This window comes from Rossellomorea arthrocnemi, from assembly GCF_904424705.1.
GTDB lineage: Bacteria > Bacillota > Bacilli > Bacillales > Bacillaceae_B > Rossellomorea > Rossellomorea arthrocnemi.
In genome coordinates this window covers 14051-33258 of the sequence record NZ_CAJGBF010000012.1, presented here as the reverse complement: position 1 = coordinate 33258, position 19208 = coordinate 14051, and the positions used below count along the sequence as shown (strand labels likewise).

The 19208-nt window shown below is 42.7% G+C and carries 29 protein-coding genes; 25 read left to right on the top strand and 4 right to left on the bottom strand.

The window, feature by feature from the left end; translation table 11 throughout:
* Nucleotides 1-39 precede the first annotated feature (39 nt).
* From BAA9072_RS15780 to BAA9072_RS15745, 8 genes are all read left to right on the top strand, one after another.
* On the top strand, nucleotides 40-594 hold the full coding sequence (locus BAA9072_RS15780) for a hypothetical protein (RefSeq protein ID WP_201715645.1): 555 nt from the start codon (nucleotides 40-42) through the stop codon (nucleotides 592-594).
* Between the two features lie 193 nt (nucleotides 595-787).
* The gene (locus tag BAA9072_RS15775; RefSeq protein ID WP_201715644.1) at nucleotides 788-1363 is read left to right on the top strand and encodes a LysE family translocator; all 576 of its coding nucleotides are present in this window, start codon (nucleotides 788-790) and stop codon (nucleotides 1361-1363) included.
* Nucleotides 1364-1388: 25 nt separating this feature from the next.
* Nucleotides 1389-2165, top strand: coding sequence for an AraC family transcriptional regulator (locus tag BAA9072_RS15770; RefSeq protein WP_201715643.1), 777 nt, complete (start codon nucleotides 1389-1391; stop codon nucleotides 2163-2165).
* Nucleotides 2166-2302: 137 nt separating this feature from the next.
* A complete protein-coding gene (locus BAA9072_RS15765; RefSeq protein WP_201715642.1) occupies nucleotides 2303-3106 on the top strand; it encodes a class I SAM-dependent methyltransferase in 804 nt (267 codons plus the stop codon).
* Nucleotides 3106-3354: a hypothetical protein gene (locus BAA9072_RS15760; protein WP_201715641.1), complete on the top strand. Its 249-nt coding sequence runs from the start codon at nucleotides 3106-3108 to the stop codon at nucleotides 3352-3354. The genes BAA9072_RS15765 and BAA9072_RS15760 overlap by 1 nt, the downstream gene beginning before the upstream one ends.
* Nucleotides 3355-3361: 7 nt before the next feature.
* Nucleotides 3362-3811, top strand: coding sequence for an alpha/beta hydrolase family protein (locus BAA9072_RS15755; protein ID WP_201715640.1), 450 nt, complete (start codon nucleotides 3362-3364; stop codon nucleotides 3809-3811).
* Nucleotides 3808-4425 carry an NUDIX hydrolase gene (locus tag BAA9072_RS15750; RefSeq protein WP_201715639.1) on the top strand — a complete coding sequence of 206 codons (618 nt, stop codon included), beginning with the start codon at nucleotides 3808-3810 and terminating at the stop codon, nucleotides 4423-4425. Before BAA9072_RS15755 ends, BAA9072_RS15750 begins: the two co-directional genes overlap by 4 nt.
* An 871-nt stretch (nucleotides 4426-5296) precedes the next feature.
* Nucleotides 5297-5593: a hypothetical protein gene (locus tag BAA9072_RS15745; protein WP_201715638.1), complete on the top strand. Its 297-nt coding sequence runs from the start codon at nucleotides 5297-5299 to the stop codon at nucleotides 5591-5593.
* A 48-nt stretch (nucleotides 5594-5641) separates the two neighbouring features.
* On the opposite strand, the gene BAA9072_RS15740 is transcribed toward BAA9072_RS15745, so the two are convergent.
* Entirely contained in the window at nucleotides 5642-6067 is a 426-nt protein-coding gene (locus BAA9072_RS15740; RefSeq protein WP_201715637.1) for a YybH family protein, read from the bottom strand.
* Between the two features lie 223 nt (nucleotides 6068-6290).
* Here BAA9072_RS15740 and BAA9072_RS15735 point away from each other — a divergent pair, with 223 nt between their 5' ends.
* On the top strand, nucleotides 6291-7238 hold the full coding sequence (locus BAA9072_RS15735; RefSeq protein WP_201715636.1) for an RNA polymerase sigma factor: 948 nt from the start codon (nucleotides 6291-6293) through the stop codon (nucleotides 7236-7238).
* Between the two features lie 77 nt (nucleotides 7239-7315).
* On the top strand, nucleotides 7316-7690 hold the full coding sequence (locus BAA9072_RS15730; RefSeq protein WP_201715635.1) for a VOC family protein: 375 nt from the start codon (nucleotides 7316-7318) through the stop codon (nucleotides 7688-7690).
* Nucleotides 7691-7728: 38 nt separating this feature from the next.
* Here the strand turns inward: BAA9072_RS15730 and BAA9072_RS15725 are convergent, their stop codons facing one another.
* Nucleotides 7729-8202 (bottom strand): GNAT family N-acetyltransferase, encoded by a 474-nt coding sequence (locus tag BAA9072_RS15725; RefSeq protein ID WP_201715634.1) that lies wholly within the window; start codon nucleotides 8200-8202, stop codon nucleotides 7729-7731.
* A 128-nt stretch (nucleotides 8203-8330) separates the two neighbouring features.
* Between BAA9072_RS15725 and BAA9072_RS15720 the strand changes: the two genes are divergently transcribed.
* From BAA9072_RS15720 to BAA9072_RS15650, 15 genes are all read left to right on the top strand, one after another.
* Entirely contained in the window at nucleotides 8331-8801 is a 471-nt protein-coding gene (locus tag BAA9072_RS15720) for a DinB family protein (RefSeq protein WP_201715633.1), read from the top strand.
* Between the two features lie 14 nt (nucleotides 8802-8815).
* On the top strand, nucleotides 8816-10576 hold the full coding sequence (locus tag BAA9072_RS15715) for a M3 family oligoendopeptidase (RefSeq protein ID WP_201715632.1): 1761 nt from the start codon (nucleotides 8816-8818) through the stop codon (nucleotides 10574-10576).
* Nucleotides 10573-10794 carry a hypothetical protein gene (locus BAA9072_RS15710; protein ID WP_201715631.1) on the top strand — a complete coding sequence of 74 codons (222 nt, stop codon included), beginning with the start codon at nucleotides 10573-10575 and terminating at the stop codon, nucleotides 10792-10794. Before BAA9072_RS15715 ends, BAA9072_RS15710 begins: the two co-directional genes overlap by 4 nt.
* Before the next feature lie 20 nt (nucleotides 10795-10814).
* Nucleotides 10815-11450, top strand: a complete 636-nt coding sequence (locus BAA9072_RS15705) for a uridine kinase family protein (RefSeq protein ID WP_201715630.1) — start codon at nucleotides 10815-10817, stop codon at nucleotides 11448-11450.
* Between the two features lie 106 nt (nucleotides 11451-11556).
* Nucleotides 11557-11952 (top strand): hypothetical protein, encoded by a 396-nt coding sequence (locus BAA9072_RS15700; RefSeq protein WP_201715629.1) that lies wholly within the window; start codon nucleotides 11557-11559, stop codon nucleotides 11950-11952.
* A gap of 15 nt (nucleotides 11953-11967) precedes the next feature.
* Entirely contained in the window at nucleotides 11968-12204 is a 237-nt protein-coding gene (locus BAA9072_RS15695) for a hypothetical protein (protein WP_201715628.1), read from the top strand.
* Nucleotides 12205-12262: 58 nt separating this feature from the next.
* The gene (locus BAA9072_RS15690) at nucleotides 12263-12685 is read left to right on the top strand and encodes an NUDIX hydrolase (RefSeq protein WP_201715627.1); all 423 of its coding nucleotides are present in this window, start codon (nucleotides 12263-12265) and stop codon (nucleotides 12683-12685) included.
* A gap of 11 nt (nucleotides 12686-12696) precedes the next feature.
* Nucleotides 12697-12942 (top strand): hypothetical protein, encoded by a 246-nt coding sequence (locus BAA9072_RS15685; RefSeq protein WP_201715626.1) that lies wholly within the window; start codon nucleotides 12697-12699, stop codon nucleotides 12940-12942.
* Between the two features lie 67 nt (nucleotides 12943-13009).
* A complete protein-coding gene (locus BAA9072_RS15680; RefSeq protein ID WP_201715625.1) occupies nucleotides 13010-13948 on the top strand; it encodes an aminoglycoside phosphotransferase family protein in 939 nt (312 codons plus the stop codon).
* Nucleotides 13949-14006: 58 nt separating this feature from the next.
* Nucleotides 14007-14321, top strand: coding sequence for a hypothetical protein (locus BAA9072_RS15675; RefSeq protein ID WP_201715624.1), 315 nt, complete (start codon nucleotides 14007-14009; stop codon nucleotides 14319-14321).
* Nucleotides 14322-14339: 18 nt separating this feature from the next.
* Entirely contained in the window at nucleotides 14340-14918 is a 579-nt protein-coding gene (locus tag BAA9072_RS15670; protein WP_201715623.1) for a GNAT family N-acetyltransferase, read from the top strand.
* On the top strand, nucleotides 14915-15439 hold the full coding sequence (locus BAA9072_RS15665; RefSeq protein ID WP_201715622.1) for a 5' nucleotidase, NT5C type: 525 nt from the start codon (nucleotides 14915-14917) through the stop codon (nucleotides 15437-15439). Before BAA9072_RS15670 ends, BAA9072_RS15665 begins: the two co-directional genes overlap by 4 nt.
* 118 nt (nucleotides 15440-15557) lie before the next feature.
* Nucleotides 15558-15764, top strand: a complete 207-nt coding sequence (locus BAA9072_RS15660; protein ID WP_201715621.1) for a hypothetical protein — start codon at nucleotides 15558-15560, stop codon at nucleotides 15762-15764.
* Between the two features lie 227 nt (nucleotides 15765-15991).
* Nucleotides 15992-16306, top strand: a complete 315-nt coding sequence (locus tag BAA9072_RS15655; RefSeq protein WP_201715620.1) for a hypothetical protein — start codon at nucleotides 15992-15994, stop codon at nucleotides 16304-16306.
* Nucleotides 16303-17037: a non-canonical purine NTP pyrophosphatase gene (locus BAA9072_RS15650; RefSeq protein ID WP_230980894.1), complete on the top strand. Its 735-nt coding sequence runs from the start codon at nucleotides 16303-16305 to the stop codon at nucleotides 17035-17037. The genes BAA9072_RS15655 and BAA9072_RS15650 overlap by 4 nt, the downstream gene beginning before the upstream one ends.
* Nucleotides 17038-17434: 397 nt before the next feature.
* Here the strand turns inward: BAA9072_RS15650 and BAA9072_RS15645 are convergent, their stop codons facing one another.
* Nucleotides 17435-18280, bottom strand: a complete 846-nt coding sequence (locus BAA9072_RS15645; protein ID WP_201715619.1) for a hypothetical protein — start codon at nucleotides 18278-18280, stop codon at nucleotides 17435-17437.
* A complete protein-coding gene (locus BAA9072_RS15640; protein ID WP_201715618.1) occupies nucleotides 18267-19181 on the bottom strand; it encodes a WD40/YVTN/BNR-like repeat-containing protein in 915 nt (304 codons plus the stop codon). The genes BAA9072_RS15645 and BAA9072_RS15640 overlap by 14 nt, the downstream gene beginning before the upstream one ends.
* Between the last annotated feature and the right edge of the window lie 27 nt (nucleotides 19182-19208).

The following is a 19208-nucleotide window of genomic DNA, read 5'->3' as shown; positions in this document are numbered from 1 at the left end:
ACTATAAATGCATATAAATAGTAGGAGAAGGGAGGGATAATGATGCTGAAAAACAATGTTGTGTATTATGATGCAGACGGAAAAATGGTAGATAATCTGGATATCCAGCAGGAAAGCTGCGACCGTACGATCGATTATTGTGCAACGGCGGTTGTTCCGGACGGGTTCACGTTCCGGTTCACGACGTTCGATAGCTTTACGGCCTGCTCTGATTTGAGTGAACTTGTTTGTACACTGGAAAAGCAGGAGGCGGAAGGAACCGTTGAGAACCCATGCGGCGGCACGTTGACGTGTCCTGTTGAAATCGATGCCGTACGCTTGATCGGAACTGCCAGATTTCATATAAATGTTGGAGACTTGACGCCGATTGAAGGGGGACTTCAAATTGGAGATATTCCATGTACCCTTGCAAGCGATGTTTCCGTGCCAGTCAATCAGGTGATTGAAACAATTTGCCAGACAGAAGATTGCCAACGCAGTTGTTTTGATACGGTCGGCGCATTCGCGTTTGCACCACAAGTAATCACCGATGCCTGCGGGCGCCAGATTGTGACTGTGCGGGGAGGATTGTTTATACGTTATATCGGCTGCTGATCAGAGTTAAGTGAAAAAGGGGACCATTTATGGTACTCCTTTTTATTATGAAAGAAATAGCCAACGGTACGTTCATTCATTTGAAACTGGGATCAGTGAGGGAGGTAGGGGGTTTACTCCTGCAATAATATACTATAAGGCAGTATCAGGTCAGATGTATGATTATATGAGAACATTCGGAAGGAGCTTCTCTATGAATATTCCATCTTTCTTGATCTACTGCATGATGATTACGTTTACTCCAGGGCCAACAAATATTGTCATCTTGTCCACTGTACATCATTCTGGGACGAAAAGGGCTATGCAATTCACGTATGGAGCAACGATTGCCTTCGGATTACTGCTGGTTATATCAGCTATATTGAATACTGTCCTTCTGACCATTCTCCCTAACATCCTCCTTGTCATGAAGATGCTTGGAAGTGGGTATATGCTCTATTTGGCCAGTCAAATATACAGGATGGACACGACTAAACCAACTGTAAATCGATCGGGTACTTTTTTGTCCGGTTTTCTTATGCAATTTTTAAATCCAAAGGTCGTTTTGTTTACCATGACAGTCATTCCAAGCTTCATTCTGCCGCACTATATCTCGAAACCTGCGGTCACAGCAGGGGTATTCGTAATAACGGTAATTGGATTTATGGCTTTCACGACCTGGGTGCTATTCGGTACCATTTTCAAAAAAATCTTACTGAGGTACAATAAGGCTGTAAATGTAATCATGGCGCTATTTCTAGCTTATTCTGCCCTCATCCTATGGATATAGGCAAGGGAATGGAGGGGTGAAGGTATTGGAGAAATTCATTTATAAAAAAAGGGCAGAGATTACTGCATTATCTGCAAGTATTAATGAGTTTTCATATAAAAAGCATGCCCATGAAGAGTATGCCATAGGTGTAACCATTCGCGGTATCCAGCGCTTCCACTTGGATGGCAGCTTGCAAATGTCCCATCAGAACGGTGTAATGCTCTTTAACCCGGAACAGGCACATGACGGAATGGCTCATGATGAGTCCGGACTTGATTACGTTATGCTATATGTTAAGCCACAATTGCTATTAGAAGCTCTTGAAAAGAAGGATATGATCCGATTTCCTTCTCCGGTTGTATATGATGACACACTTAAGAGAAGGATATTAAATCTTGCTCACGGAATATTAGCCGATAAGGATGATGCGTTTTGTAATGAATTATTCTTAACCCTTACGGAAAGTCTTATTCAAACAGATCTATCTTCAATTATAAAGAAAGACAACACTTTAATAAAAAAAGCGAAAGATATCCTTCATGCCCATTTGGAAAGTGGGCTTAAACTGGATGATATATCTAATGAGCTCGGTTTATCCAAATATCAGTTTATCAGATTATTCAAGGGTCACACAGGGATCTCCCCGTACCAGTACTACCTTAACGTCAAAATAGAACATGCAAAGCAAATGATAGAGAAAAGTGGAGATATCTATTCTGCTGTAGCTGAATGCGGTTTTGTGGATCTAACCCATTTAAACAAACACTTTAAAAACGTATATGGTACAACGGCATTTGAATATCGTTCCTACCTGAATTGAGCCCTTCCATATTCCAATCAAGGAAACGTATCCGTCCAGAAGATACGTTTCTTTTTTTTATAGAAATAATATTTGAGTTCACACGATTCATTTGAAATAATTGGTATTGAAAGCTCGGCAAAGGGAGGGCATTAAAATTGAATACGTACGGTACAGATTTATTTAAAGGCGCAGCACATTATTATTCAACATACAGACCTATCTATCCATCGATTCTAATAAGATTATTAGTAGAAAAATTCTCTCTAAATGGAGAGCAGAACCTACTTGATATAGGGTGCGGTACAGGACATCTGACCATAAGGTTTTCAGATTGGTGCAATAAAATAGTGGGCATAGACATTGAACCGGAAATGATTGAAGAAGCGGAACGCCTGCACCATGAAATGAGGATCGGTCAGATTCAATGGTTCACTGGAACGCTAGAAGAATATAAGTCCGGAAATCCTGATCAATATCAACTTGTGACGATTGCAAAAGCCTTTCATTGGATGGACCGATCAAAGGTATTGGATGAATTATTTGATATCGTCTCACCAGGTGGAGGGGTAGCGGTAATTGACAATTATGAATCAACTAAATCGTTAAAACCCTGGCAAGTAAGATTCAATGAAGTGATCACTAAATGGTACGGGAATGATCGGAAAGCTGGAAACTCAACGTATACTCACCCTGTAACCAGTTACGAAGAGATCATCTCACATTCGAAATTTAATCTTGAAGTGCACACCCTGCCTACATACGAAATCACCTGGACCATCGAGTCACTGCTGGGGAACCTTTATTCCACCTCTTACGGGTCCAAGCGTTTCCTAGGTTCAAATAATATTCCATTATTTGAACGTGAAGTGAGAGAGGCAATGCTTGATCTGTGTGAAACTGGAGTATTTAAAGAGGAGTCGACATTGTCGGTGAAGATTGGAAGGAAAGAGAAATCGTGATGAAAAAAAACAGCATACATTCATTCCACTACTATTCTATTGAACCTAATAAACAAAACGAGTCTAATAAAGTCATCATCATCTACCACGGTTGGGGTGGAAGTGCTCATGGGTACAGGGACCTGGCAGAGGGATTTAAAGTTATCATTCCAGAAATCGTCTATCACGATACAAGACATCCGTTGGCAGACCCTTTTGAACCAAAAAACGTGCAGGCTTATTTCTGGGAAACGATCATGATCACTTGATGATTTTATGAAGGCATTAAAGATAAGTAAAGAGCATGTAATCCTTGTAGGCAGTTCTATGGGCGGGTGTATGGCCAATGGAATTTTTGCTCGTGAACCAAACTTAGGGGGAATGGCAAATATAAACGGTTCTGGTTCATTTGTCTTATCAGAACAACTTTTCAGAAAAAGAGATCATCGGGAAGTAATACCTGATGATCTGAGAACACGCTTGATGAAATATGATCCTGTCGAAAGCCCGGCTGGTCCTTCGCCTGTTCTCCTTATGCACGGGGACAGTGATGAGGTCATGCCGATAGAGGGACAGCGGGATTATTTTCATTATCTAAAACAAAAAAGAAGAAGACATGTAGATTTCATTGTGTATGAGGGTGTGAATCATCAAATGACAGAGGAGATGATTCGGGACTTGGTAGGTTGGTTGAATGGCAAAAGTGAAAGGAGTGTAGAGCGATGAGCGATAAATGGCTGGAATGGGCGAAGAGGATTCAGGCCCTGTCTCAATCGGGTCTGGCCTTTTCGAAGGACGTGTACGATATTGAGAGATATGAGGAATTAAGGTCGATCAGTACAGAAATCATGCAGGAATATACTGGCCTTAATATGAAGACGATCAAGGATTTGTTCACGAATGAAAAAGGGTATCAGACACCGAAAGTAGATGTGAGGGGTGTCGTATTCAAGGACGATAACATTCTAATGGTCAAAGAAAAAGTTGATGATAAATGGTCTTTGCCCGGTGGATTTTGTGATATAGGATTATCCCCAAGTGAAAACATTGTGAAGGAAATAAAAGAAGAATCGGGGTACGACGTCACCCCTGTAAAATTACTCGCATTATTGGATTTGAACAAGCATCCACATCCCCCGCAACCGTACCATTACTACAAAATTTTCATCCAGTGCAAAGTGACCGGCGGGGAAGCAAAAAGTGGAGTCGAAACAAAAGGGATCGGATTTTTTAAGGAAGACCATTTGCCTGAGCTGTCGGTTGGACGAAACACAGAATCGCAGATTAGGATGCTGTTTGAATTTTTGAGGGATTCTCAGAAGGAAACGGTGTTTGATTAAAAAAGGTCTTTTCGTAAAGATTGTATTTTTGAACAATTGGTTGCTTGAGCTCTGTTAACCGGTGTGGGTGGATGGTGAGGGAATTGCTTTGCTTGCCAAGACTTATCCGGGCTGACTTTGACGTTTAAAGAATATCAGACTCCTTTTCAAAAGAAGCCGACGGGACTTGAAGTTAGTTTCAAACTTTAAGATAGCGAATGCCAGGAGGTTTTACTATTTGGTGGATGCAAAGTATTTTTAAATACTCGTGGAAAGTCATTGTGTTAAATTTTATTTTCACCTTCATTTTGGCTAATGGATTTATGATGGGCTTTGATTGTTGGGGCGATGATCAATTTCAGTTCAGTGATATAGGGGCGCCATTGTGTTTCATTATTTCTATGATTTTATTATTGAGTATAAGGAGATTATCCATACGTGAATTTAATGAGCAGTATCCTGACCCTTCAGAGAAGAGAGGTGAGGAGAATGAATAGAGTGACAGAATACAGGAGAGGAACGAATCATGAAATGTATTCCAGTTAAATAGGAAGCAACGAGATGAATAGTAGAAAATGGAGAAGATCGCTTTGCCGATATTGAGTTGATGGAGCGGTTTTAACGAAGGGGTTTTTAGTGAACGATGAAAAAAGTACTTGGTATATTAATGATGTTTATATGGATTACTTTGTTTTTTTACTATTTTAACATGGTCATGCCGAAAAATATTTTTTACTGGTTAGTGGCGCTTCCCGCAGTATATTTTTCGTCATCATTCGTTTTGAAGAAGTTTGGATTTGAAATGTGACAATTCGTCAGACTGGGAAGTAATAATTGTGCAGGTAGAATACCGGAAATGTTGAGGGGCTCAAATAGGCGAGGGGGTGAAAAGGTGAAGAAGAGTGGCTATGTAGCAATGGGAATGGGACTGTTGATGCTCATTTTGGTATTGATGAACGTCACCGCATTTGATATAAACCAAGGCTCCTTTATCCAATCGCAGTTGGGGATAGCGGAGCCGATCGGTACGTTTGCCGGACTCTTTCTTGTTGTTTTGTTCTTGGGAGCGGCTTTTCGTTTAATCTGGAATGTACCCCTAAAAAGAATCATGATTATTGGTCTGTTTATAATGATAGGAGTGTCTCTGTTACCAATCATCCTCATCCTTTTACATGCTGGAGAACTTTGAAGAAACGTACTCCAAACGCATGAATGAGAACTAAGTTCATCCAGCACCTTACCTAAGTCCAAACATCCCCTTCCCATCCTCCATACTGATCGGTAAGGAAGAATGCTCGTGTACGATCAGACACGTATCCTCTACGTTTTTCATGCAGAATGTAAAGCGGTTCGTCAGCTGGCGAAGTTTCTCTCCAGATGATTCGTTGTGTGCAGCGAATGTTACAGCACAACGGACAAAGGCAAGATTCGTGGTTTCCTCAATCACGACATCTTGAAAATCGACGTTCAGGATTTCTCCATCAGCTTTTAAGCCGATGAACCATTCGGTCACATTCTCCTGCCAGGCAGCAATCCCTTGACACTCCCAGTTCCCCCAACAGTCATAGATATGGACGCCGGGATCATAAATCGAGAGGAATCTTTCAACATCCCTTTCGTGGATTGCATTTTTGTATTCGTCGAGTATGTGTTGGACGTTCATTGTTTCAGCTCCTTTTTAGATATCTTTGGGCCATCATAATTTCGTTCCTTTATTTGCTCTCCTTGCATGTCTTCAGTAATGATTTATTTGTAAAATTCAGATAACATAAGTGTATCATAAATCTTGCAGTGAATACCTCTTTCCAAACCCATATCTAAGAAAGATTTGGGTTTGGAAAGAGGTATTGAAATCATTGGAAATAAAATGAAGGGGAGTCATGACGATGGAAAACGATACGAATCAACTGAGTGAAGATCTGAGGGATATTGAGCAGCGGTTTAAAAAAGAAATCGAGCCCTATCGATCGGATTTGTGGAGGTATTGCTATAAATTAACTCGATCACCTTGGGATGCAGAGGATCTGGTACAGGACACTCTGTTTAAGTCATTAGCCGTGCTTGCCAAAATGCATCAGCCTGTAAAGATGAAAGCATACTTGTTTAAGATAGCGACCAATGTATGGATTGACCGTTACAGGCGCATCCCGTATGCTGTGCTGCCGTTGGAGGAAGAGCTCCAGCCTGATCATTCATCTGAATTTGACCTGGAGTTAGTGGACCATCTGGAATTTCTTGTGCAACATTTGACTCCCCATCAGTACGTATCCTTCCTGCTGGCCGAAGCTTTCCGGTTCAAGGCGAGTGAAATTGCCGTCATGATAGCGACTTCGGAAGGGGCTGTGTATACCAACCTGAGCAGAGCGAGATCGGTCCTTAGAAAGACAAGACGGAAGCAGGCACAATCGATGCCCATCGTTGATCTTGTCCAGAATACGCCCCTCGACATATTAATAAAAGGGTTCAGGAATAAGGACCCTGAGCTGATAGCTTCGGTGTTAAATGAAGATGTCACAGTCAATATCGTTCATGCCGGAATTGAAGAAGGCAGGGATGAAGCGAAACGGAACTCCCTTAACGATTGGAAGGAAGTCGTCGATACTCAGCACGACATTGTGGCGGAATATAAAATGCTATGGGGCAAAGAGGTCGTCGTCGAGATGGAGAGGAAGTCCAACGGAGAGCTCTATCTCAATAATCTCCATGTAATCGAGACGGTTGGAGGTGAGATCATTCACTGGAACTTCTACTGTTTTTCGTGGGACTTGATGAAGCATGCGGCTAAAGAACTGGATATCAAATTGAACGCCACTTATTTTTATCATATTTTTTAAATTTACCTGTAAGGTTTTGAACCGTTCCTGCGTTGTTATGGATGAAGGCAAATAAACCATAAAGGAGATCGAGTTCAGTGAAAAGTCCAATCTTAAATCAAATCAATACGGTGTTTGTCCATGTCAGCAACTTGAAGGAATCTGTACGGTGGTATTCTGAGTTATTGGGTCACCCGTATGATTTAGAGCAGGTAAAAGCTCCCGTGTATAACCTGACCATCAATTATTTTACCGGATTGACCCTGGATGCAGGACCAGAGGATGTCATGAAAGAGTCTGGTCAGAATAAACATCCTCTCTTTAACTTCCACACTGAAAACATTGAGGAAGCTTATTCGTATGTAGAGCAGCTGAACTATGAAATCGCTTCTGAAATCACAAGATTCGATGATTTTTTTTTCTTTGTCATCCAGGATCCCGATGGTAATCGAGTGATGATCTGCACGGGATAATAAAACAGGAGTGCCCAAGATTGCGGGCACTTCTGTTTTTATATCTTCAAATGAAGAATGTGCTGAGGTCCATTACGCCCCTCGAAGATTTCGTCTTCGTCGGTGAAGCCTGTCTTGAGGTAGAGGCTGATGGCAGCCTGGTTCCGTTTGTTCACACCTAGGACCACTTCGTTTGTATCAGGGAGGTTTTCCCTTATGAAACTTGGTAATTGGGTGAGCCCGTTCTTGGCGAAGCCTTGTCCCTGGTGTCTTGCATCGATAGAGAAAGAGGTTAAGAGTCTTGCCTTTTGATTAGACGAATATTGTAGAAGCTTTTCCCCTTTTTCCAACGCGAAATAGCCGACAGGTTCATCGTCCCTCAGGATGACTATATGGGCGATGCCCGTCGAGATAGCAGGATGATGGATTTTATCCAGGGGCATGCTCGTAAATTGGAGCTGATCTTCAGGCTGGTGGAAATCCTTAAGCTGATGTTCATAGTTTTCGTTGTATAAGGCTAAAGTGATTAGCACGATGATTCCTCCGTTTAGTAGTATAAGGGTATTATAGTCTATTTAGAAAATTGGGACAAATAATGATTGGAAGATAGTAGAAAATAAGGTAAAATAAGAACATACGTTTGATTAGGGGGTTATTAGAGATGAATGCAATTCAATTAATCATACTCAATTTGGAAGAAGTGAGACGGAGAAGCGTAAAGCTTTGGTCGGGCATTCCAAAGGACTTTTTACATTGGAAACCAGATGGTGAGGCCATGTCTTGTATCGAGATGGTTCGTCATGTGTTAGAAAGTGAACATTATTATCACCTGGCATTAATCAATGGAGGGAGTTTAAGTGAATACGAATCACCCTTTTTAGGTAAGCCGTACATTTCAGTGGAAAACGAGTTGGAACTTGCCGAGCCGTTCAGAAAGAGTTTTCTGGAATATGTTTCGGATTTGAACGAAGCATCTTTATCTGCTGTTAAGATTGATCGTTCGGATGTAGGATATGTGAGAGAAATGGGCGATATGCTGATGAGAATCGCCTATCACGAATCCGTTCACGCCGGTCAGTTATTGGATTATTTACGAACAGGTGGGAGTACGAGGGCGAATCTCTGGGATTAGGGGGAGAATCAAATATGAATGATACGGAATATAGGACAGTTTGGAATCTCGACAGTATCTTCAATGGAGGAAGCGAATCACCCGAATTATATAACCATATGAACAATACAAATGTCAGGATTTCCGAGCTGGAAGAAATGATGCAGAAGATGACGCCAGAGCCGGATCAACTGGGGGATGTTCTTGCCCGTCTTAGGGAAATTAAAGTATCGATATCACAGATGAAGTCATTTGCGATCTGTCTGCTTTCGGTGGATCCGAACGACCAGGGAGCACAATTTTATAGAGGGAAAGCATTGGCCCTTCAATCAAGATATGATTCTATCGGCAGTGACTTGAAGAACGTGTTAGCTTCCATAGAGGAAGTGGTATGGGGAAGTTTGCTCGTTTCAGAGAATCTCAAGGATTATCGCTTTATCCTGGGAGAGTGGCGTGAAGAAGCGGAACGGGAGCCTTCACGGGAAGTGTCGGATCTCATGGCAGACGGATACCATGCCTGGGGACAAGTCTATCAATCATTCATGAGCAGCATCAAGGTACAGGTGAGGGGAGATGAGCTTTCGGTTGGACAGGTAATCAATCTGAGGACCCACGCTGATCCATCGGTTAGAAAAGAATCTCATGAAGCGCTGATGGCACAATGGATCGAGCATGAGGGCCAGTTCGCCCAGATCCTGAATCATCTGACAGGCTTCAGATTGAATATGTATAAGAGCATGGACGTCGATGACGTTCTTCAGATTCCTCTTGCTCAAAATCGGATAAAGCCGGAAACGCTGAATGCGATGCTTTCAGTGATGGAGAAGTATAAAGAGCCGTTTGCTGAATATCTGAATGTGAAGGCACAGATGAATGGCGATGCCAAAATGAAGTCCTATCATTTCTGGTCCCCGATGAATCATGATCATCAAGGAATGGAATACTGGGAAGCAGCTGCATTGATCGAGGAACGTTTTCGGGCGTTCGGGACCGAAATGGGGGAGTTTGCTGAGACCGCATTCCGCGAAGGATGGGTCGAAGCGGAAAATCCTCCCGGTAAGTCGGCGGTTGCCATTTGTGCAGGCTTTCCGATGACGGGGGAGTCAAGGGTATTCATGACGTTCCCCGGAACTTTCAAAGGGGTGCTGACCCTTGTTCATGAACTCGGCCATGCCTTTCACAACCATGCAATGAAACCGGTGAACGGGATGAACAAATCGTATCCCATGAGCCTGGCGGAAACGGCGTCGACGTTTGCAGAAATGATCATTCTGGAAGCGGCCATGGACAAAACGGAGACCGACGAAGAGAAGTTGTTCCTTCTTGATGAGAAGCTGAAGAGAAGCGTCATGAACTTCATGAATCTCCACTCGAGATTCATTTTTGAGAAGAATGTGCACGAAGAACGGAAAGAAGGGTTTGTCCCGGCAGCACGTCTGAATGAACTTATGGAATCTGCCATGGAGGAGGGATATACCGGTGCCCTTGATGAAGTCCCGGTTCATTCGTGGATATGGACCCCGCATTTTTATAAAACTGAGTCACCTTTCTATAACTTTCCGTACACCTTTGGATATTTGCTTGCCCTCCACCTTTTTGCCAGGGCAAAGGAAACGGGTAAAGGTTTCGAGGAACAATACATGGACCTGCTGCGTGATTCGGGACGTATGACAGCAGAAGACCTGGTCATGAAGCATTTAGGGGAAGACATTACGGAGGAATCGTTTTGGGCAAAAGGGATGGAGTTGTGTGTGAAGGATAGTGAGGAATTTGTGGAATTGGCGGGTTCCCGATGAAAAAACTTCAATTACTCATCGCTCTTCCATCAATTTTACTATTAACTGTGGCTTTGTTTTTCCACCTCAATTACCTCTTTTATCTATCGTTGGTCGGTGTCTTCCTGGCCATGATAATCAAGCAATTCAGGATGCGCGGGAAGATGTATGAAATGAAGCATCCGGATGGAGTGGATGAAGATAGTACTGAAATCGATGTAAGCGGGGATGATCAATAGTTGAGAGAAGGAGAAAATACATGGAAAAAGTTTTACATAATATTGCCGAACGATTAAATAATCAAGAAGGGAGAATGGTCATTGGTATTTCAGGTCACGGTGCTTCGGGAAAAACGACGTTTGCGAAGAACCTTTTGACGTTGCTCGAAGGACAGAAGATTAATTATATCAACACTGATCCTTATATTGTGAGTTCTTCTGTCAGGAAGCATTCCTTTATCGAATATGAATTTAGGAACGAAAAGCATCGATCCAAAATGACCGCTTGCCATCCGGACGCTCATCATTTATTCGCCCTCGACCGGGACGTCAGGATGGTGAGGGAAGGAATGGACTTTTACACGTTGGACGTGCCCTATGAACCGAGTCGTCTTATCACTTCCCGAAATAACCTGACGATTGTAGAAGGGATGTCTGTTGCGTTCAGCAAACCGGATTTATATGATCTGAAGATTTACTTCTACACAGATGGCGAGACGGAGCTCATGAGAAGGGGGATCCGTGATGTGAACGAAAGAGGGATGGAAGTGGATTATTTACGGAAAACCCATGACGAGCGCAGAAACCAATATGAACTCTTCATGCATCCGAAGAGTGAACATTTTGATGTTGTGGTGAGGAATTCGGATGGGGGGTACTGGGTAGAAAAAGATTAGAAGGAATGGCAATGATTTTAGTGAAATAGTAATTGAGTATAATGGTTTATTTTGACATAATTGGTAGTGGAGGGATGTAAAATAAACCGATGGGATGGGAGAAAAGATGAAGAGACCTATAGGTGTATCAATCATAGGATATTTTTATATTTTTGGTGCGGTGGTTTTATTATTCACCGCCATTTTTTATCAGGCGGATGCTGACGCCATCAGCATTTCTGAACGGTTTGGATTGTCCATCCTGCCTGAAAGGATGATGAGAATTGTCTTGGCCTTCTTTTCACTGTTGATGGTTTATGGGTACATGCGATTGAAGAAGTGGGGATTTTGGCTATTTATCTCATACTCTGTGCTGTTTGGCTTAATCAGTTCCGTAATAGCAACGAACCAGCCTCAACAACCTTTTATAGGGAATGTTGTATTCTCAATCATTGTCTTAATGTATACGATTTATGTAAAAGAGGCATTTTTTACGACTGTTAAAAGGAGTCAGCCTATATAAGAAAAGGGGGATTCTATGACAGAGAAGAAGGGTACTAATATTCTGATCTTCGTTGGTTGGCTATCCACATTGCTTGCTGTCATCTCCCCATCCATCCTTGCCGGAGCCATCGCCTTTTGTATTGGTATGGTCTTGAAAAGGGACTACGGTGAGAATAGGTACGGAATGGTGTTTATGGTTTTAGGTGTTGTGAGTGCAATATTTGGTTATGCATTGGGGCCATTACTCATTTGGTACATGAATCAAGGATAATAAACAGTGGGATTTATCGTGAAAGGTAAGTTCCTATTTATATGAAGGGGGAAGTTTTATGACAAAACAAACATACACACCGCCAAAACATATTGTTTCAGCGGCTACAATCGTCATGAATGAAAACCGGGAAATCCTATTAATTAAAGGACCAAGACGCGGCTGGGAAATGCCCGGCGGTCAGGTGGAAGAAGGGGAATCATTAACAGACGCGGCGATCAGAGAGACGAAAGAGGAGTCGGGGATTGAAGTTGAGATCGTAGGGTTTTGTGGGGTATTTCAAAATGTGAAGAGGTCCATCTGTAATACACTGTTTCTCGCAAAGCCCGTTGGAGGAGAACCGACTACTTCTCCTGAGAGTTTGGAGGTAGGATTTTTTACGATTGACGAGGCGCTCAAAATGGTGACGCATTCGAATTTTAGAGAACGGATCGAGCATTGCTTGAATGAGGGGCAGCATCCATTCTATGTGGAATTCTAGGGGGTATTGTGTTGAAACTAATATTCTCGATCTTTTTATGTATGATTTTAGGATATATCTTACTCATGCTGGGACCCCTTGCAGGGGGAGTGATTGCGTTCGGACTTGTGATGGGTACTTTATTTAGAGGGTTGTATGTATTGAATGATATTCATAAAAGATTGAAGGACTTGGCGCCCGGAAAAGATAGAGTGGGGGAAGTGTATGAAGAGTATTTGAAGGATAGGGATCGTCAAGGGGATGAGGGGAATGGTTAATGGGTAAAGTGTGCGAGGAGCTTACAATTCTTCCATCCAAATCGTTCATAAAATAGAGGTGAAAAACATGAATCAAGACAGAAGAAAACAACTTCTATTGGAGCGGTTCCAATTATCACAAGTCGATTTTCTAGGTTCCGGAATGGAAGCCGAAGTATATGCTTTAAATAATGACAGAGTGTTGAAAGTGTATAATGATTTGCCCGATGTAACGAAACAAGAGAAATTAAGAGGTTTCTATGCCGGACTAAAGGCGGATCGCCTGAGCTATGAACTCCCCTATATCCACGATATCTTGGTAGAGAATGAGAGGTTAGTGACGATTGAAAAACGGATACAGGGAAGCGATATGCAAAGCGAGCTTCCAGGCATGACATATGATGAACAAACAAACATGATGGAAACGTATCTTCAGGCAAATATGGCATTACAATCCGTACAAGAAAGCTCCAACTTTGGAGGGTTCACATTATTTCATGATGACCGAATTGTCCCAGGCACCATACACAACTGGTTTGACCTTTTAAAAGAAATGGTCGTGTTGAAACAGGCGGAACTGAAGCCTTATTTTACACGGGATGTCCTGAATTATGAGGAAAAGATGAAGCTGGTATTGGAAAAGCTGGCATTGGGATATGAAGGGGACTATTCAATCATTCACGGAGACTTCTATCCTGGGAATATCTTAATCAATGAGAAGCATGAAGTCACGGGATTGATTGATTTTGGTATGTTGACCATGTATGGGGATTATTTATTTGATGTGGCTACCGGCTGGGTGTGTCTGGATATGTATAATCAGTTGAATGCTAATCTAACCGAGAGATATTTGGAAATCATAGTGTCTACTTTAGGGGAACGGGTACGGAATGATTTATATTTCTATGTCTTACTCTACAGTCTGATGACGGCGAATCATTATTCTCCAACATGCGAGGATGGACATTACCAATGGTGTGTAGAGAATTTAAATCGTGAAGAGTATTGGAAATTGAAATTTGACTGAAAATTGAAACTTTTACCACCCCCATTCGTAAGTATGAGTAATACAAGGGGGAATATAAATGAAAAAACTCATCACACGAACATCATTCGTAACGGCTGCTGTACTTGCTATTGCTATTTGGATCGGGAGCCTTCTGTTCTCTTTTTCTTATGGGGAATGGAGCTTTTTCATCGGTCTAGGATTAACAGTGGGACTTTTCTTTTTTAACAGTAGCGGTGGTGCGTTATCCAAAGGGGCCACACTTGGAGCAAGTGAAGCTGGGTGGAAGATTCAAAAGGATAATGAACTGAAGTCCAATGTAGGTTCAGTGTTTTATGGAGTCCTTCTTTTTACGATCATCAGTTTTGTTGTGATGATGGTGACATATTTATAACCAGATAGGAGTGACAGCGTGATTCACTTTGACGGTACCAGGGCATTAGAAACGGATCGACTCATTCTTCGAAAGATGTGCCTCGACGATACGCAAAGCGTCTTTGATCATTGGCTTTCAGACGAACGGGTATCAGATCATCGTGTCAGTCCTGCGCACAAGACCGTTGTTGATACAAAGATGCGGATGGAGAAGATTGTGAATGGGTACGATTCGAATGAGTTTTATTATTGGGGGATTGTACTCAAGGATGGTAATGACCTGATTGGAGAGATTGATTTATATAATTTTGATCCATCCACGGGTAACTGCGAGGTCAGTTATTCCATTGGATATGATTGGTGGAATAAGGGGTACGGGACTGAAACCTTGAAGGCAGTCGTGGAATTTGCCTTTATACATATGAACGTTCACAAACTATCTGCAGTCCACAATACGGATCATCCGGCTTCGGGCAGAATCATGGAAAAGGCCGGGATGAAGCAGGAAGGGGTCATACGGCATATGACCCGCAATGCGAAGGGTGAGTTTAAGGATTGTGCAGTGTATGGAATGCTTCGGGAAGATTATGTCGGACAGAAAGGAGGAGACACATGAAAAGAATAGCCATTGATATGGATGAAGTGATGGCAGACTTACATAAAAAACATCTGGATTTATTTAATAAGAATTACAATGAAACACTGACTGCAGATGATTTAGTAGGCACAAGACTTTGGAAAATCCGGCCCCATGCTGCGGATGACATCCTTGCTTATGTTGACGACCCGACTTTCTTTCGCGATTTGGAAGTAATGGAAGGGAGTCAGGAAGTAATAAAGGAACTGAGTGAATCCTACGAGGTTTACATCACGACGGCAGCTATGGAGCATCCTACTTCGTTTACTGCAAAATATGAATGGCTAAAAGAACATTTCCCGTTTCTATCAGACTTGCAATTTGTCTTCTGTGGTAACAAAAGCATTCTTCAAGCAGACTATTTAATTGATGACAGCCCTAGGCATTTTAAAGATTTCAAGGGAGAGGGGATATTATTTTCGGCACCGCATAATAAGTATGAGAAGGGTTATGTACGTGTGAATAATTGGGATGAAGTGCGAAGGTACTTTCTATCGTAAGACAAGATTTTTAGGCAAGGAAGAAAACAACCATGTTTATGAAACTTCTCATCCTCTTCTTCTTCAACCACACCTCTCATGCCAAATCGTACAGTACTGATAAAGTATGGATCAGGGCGTGATTCAGCCAAATGGGAATCTGCTTGTCAATGAAATGTTCATGTACACGTTCGATGGGAATTTCACGAGTGTCACTATGGTGGAGCTCGGTTTCATCAAGGATGGAGATCTGCGTCCACTTGATGTAAAACGGAAGGATGCCACGTACCTTTCATCATTTCCCCTGAAGGACGACACGAAAACCATTTTCTATGCGTATGGCTGAAGAATGCCATTCATACAGTAGACAGTACTTTGGTGTCAGCGGCACCCCTTACAGCTCTAATCCTATCAGCATACCATAATCCCCAAGAGTTTTAACGAATTCATAGAAGTGGAGTAGTCCGCCTCCTGGCACGTCATCCGGTTCTTCTATTGGAGTTTGACGGTGGCGGTGCCGGCGCAGATTAATCAATGAGTTAAGTGAAGTTGGTCAAGAAAGGGGAAAATCCAATGTCAAAAGATAACTTGACCCTTGTCACCATCTTAGGTGGTTTATCAGCGATAGCAGGTTTTATCATGCTCTTCTTTAGTGTGTATTTTGGAACTGCCAGTGCAGATGCTTGGTTGTTTAATCGTGGTGGTGCGGACACTGGATATTACCACGTTATAGTAAAGGGATATATCAATACCTATTTGGTGGGAGGCAGCATTTTATTCGTGATGGGTGTGCTAGCTATCGTCTTAGGATATCATCAGCTTCAATTGAAAAAAAGCAGTAACTTGCATGTAGATGAAAGTACTCAGGATCGGGAGGATGCACATTGATAGAAGCAAAAGAGAAAACGATGAAAGAAATTATCTTCGTCACCACCAACAAAGGAAAGGTCGCTTCTGCTCAAAAGGAACTAAAGAACATAAAGGTGTTATCAATCGAGGCAGAATTGAGTGAACCGAGAAGTGACGACATCAAAGAAATTGCAAAGCAAAAAGTGTTGCAAGCCCACTCCATTGTGAAAAGGCCATGCATTGCGCTGGATTCCGGTTTTTTTATTTCTGCGCTGAATGGTTTCCCGAGGGCATATGTGAATCACATGTTGGATACGATCGGCATTGAGGGGATTTTAAAGCTAATGCACGGTGAGGAGAACAGAGCGTGTGAATTCAGATCCTGTCTGGCTTACTATGATGGAGAGGAAATGAGATTTTTTGAGAGTAAATCACCGGGAGCCATCGCAGGAAAGATAAGGGGATCCGAGAATGTGAATAGCTGGTCCGATCTTTGGTATATCTTTATCCCACGGTATTTCCATAAAACGATGGCTGAATTTAATGAAGAGGATTTTATGGAATATAACCGTGTGAAAGAGGATTCCGGTATGAAGAAATTTGGGGAATGGTTTTCGGTTTCTCTACAGGGGGGGGATAGGGATGATTATTGGTTTGTTGGTAGTGGCAATTCTTCTTTTGATAGCCGGATTTTTGACACCAGTAGGTTCAGGGACGACTTTATTGCTGTCTGCGATTCTTTCGGTGGTGGCATTGGTGCTGTCTCTTAAGAGGTCGAGGAAAATATAATCATTTGAGACGATTTTCAACTAACGGGATATTGAGGGGAGTTGAAAATGAGTGTTCAAATCCGAAAAGGTCAATAGGATCATCTCGGTTGTTATGTATTGGGTTATTACGATAATCGTTATAAGTGGGGGCCGTGATTTTATGGAACACCCCATTTTGTATTTGGGGAGATTGGTTATAAGAGGAATTTCTGCCCAAGAGAGGAGTCCTATTCATATAGAATTCCTCCACAATAGATAAGGGAGTCAGGATTTTGTTTTATGATCGAACCTTCAGTTTTATCTATGATCTCCTTCCCACTTTTACATCACTTACATATCTCCACGAGTGGAAGTGGCATAAAAAGAAGCCGGAGCATCAATGGATTCCGGCTTTTTTCTATTTAATAAACGAAAGTCTGACCGGATCTACAGGATCCATACTGGCTTCATATAAAGTAATCTCCCCGGAAGGAGGTTTTGGATCATTGGAGTGACTTTGAAAATTCTCATTCAATCCGATGGTCCACTTTGCTTCTCCGTCGCGGACGAGGACGATGGCAGTGGTGCCGAATTGGACGACGTCGTCCCAGGTAAACTGCCCGGTTTTTCCATTGTAGTTGATGGAGATTCCTTTCGGAGTGCTGTCAATTCTGGCTTCATGTCCTTTCCACTGACCCTGAATCGTCGGTCCCACATAGGTATAGGAAATCCCGGAATCTCTCGCGCCATATGTTCCGATGAACTGGTGGGTGCTGTTGTCAGAGGCTTGATAGGTCAACGCCGCAATGTCGTTTTCAAGCCATTTTAACTTAAATTCCCCTTTTGTCTCGTAGGGGAGGACTTCTTTCGGGCGGGCGAAGATCCGATAATAGGTTCTGTAATAGACGGCTTCCCCCGTTTTTCTGACTTCTTTTAAGACGAACTGATTTTTCGTATCTGGTGAAAAGCTTATAATCTGTTTCGTTTGTTGACTATGGTTCAGGATCAATCCACCTTGAAGGAGGATGAGAATACCCATTATCACGTACGAAGTGATCTTCCACGTTTTAGGTATGGTGAAGAGGAGGAAGATAGAAACGGCTATGCCCGCCACCATCAGGATATTGAATAAATAGAATAAACGATTATCGATGTATTCCAATTCATATGTCGTGTGCAGGAACAAGTATCCCATTTGAAAGATGAACAGGGCGATGGAAAGGACGAAAAGTAGACGCCCTGTTATTTTGTTAGTGGGTTTCATCAGGCTGTACCTCCTCTGTGAATGACCAGGTCCGTCCCTGATCTTCTGAGATAAATTTCCCCTTCACCATGCCGCCTTCATAATCACCGTTCGGACCTTGAGTGACATAGATAGCCAGTTGATCGTCTTCTTTGAAAGGGACTTCCGCTATGACAAAGATCCTTTTATACTGATCCGGGATCTCGATCGATGCCTGGCTCCAAGATTGTCCTCCGTCCTGCGTGACATGGAGGTCCGGTTCTTCAGGGTTGAGGATGCCGAATGAGAGGAAGCCGGTGTCCTCGTCGATAAAGCCTCCGTCATATATGAGCCGGGTGATGTCCGGGCGGGGCATTTCTTTCCACGTTTTCCCCCCGTCTTTTGTTAAGTAGACGGTTATCATTTCCTGTGACATCGTCCGGTCTGCTGAAAGAATTATATAGCCTACGGATTCATTGAGAAAACCTACCTTCCTGAAACGAATGGGCGGAGAGGAGGCTGTCACCAAGGCGTCTTCCCATGTCTCCCCATTGTTCTTTGAGTAGAGCAACCGGATGCTTTTATCGGCAGAGCTGTAGTCATGGCCATATAAGAAGGCAGCATTATTTTTTGTCAGGACATAGCTGTCTTCGATTAACTCATCCTTATTTCCGCTATACTCCCCTTCGAATAGAAGTTCCGTTTCAATTGGTACTTTCACCCACTCATCGCCCTGGTTGTATGTAATCTGCAGCTGATCCTGCTGAAGGGAGTATCCTACAGGGGCAGTAGTCTCGTTCACTGCTTGAAGCGGAGGCGGGCCGGGATCGTTTATTTCTGGTGTTGCCGGTTGCTTTACGTTGGGCTCTTTTTCAAAAATGAACGTGCCTGCGATGATTCCGATGACCATCAGACAAGCCGTCCCGATCATGATGTATTTCACGTTATCAGACTCCTTTGGTTATATTTT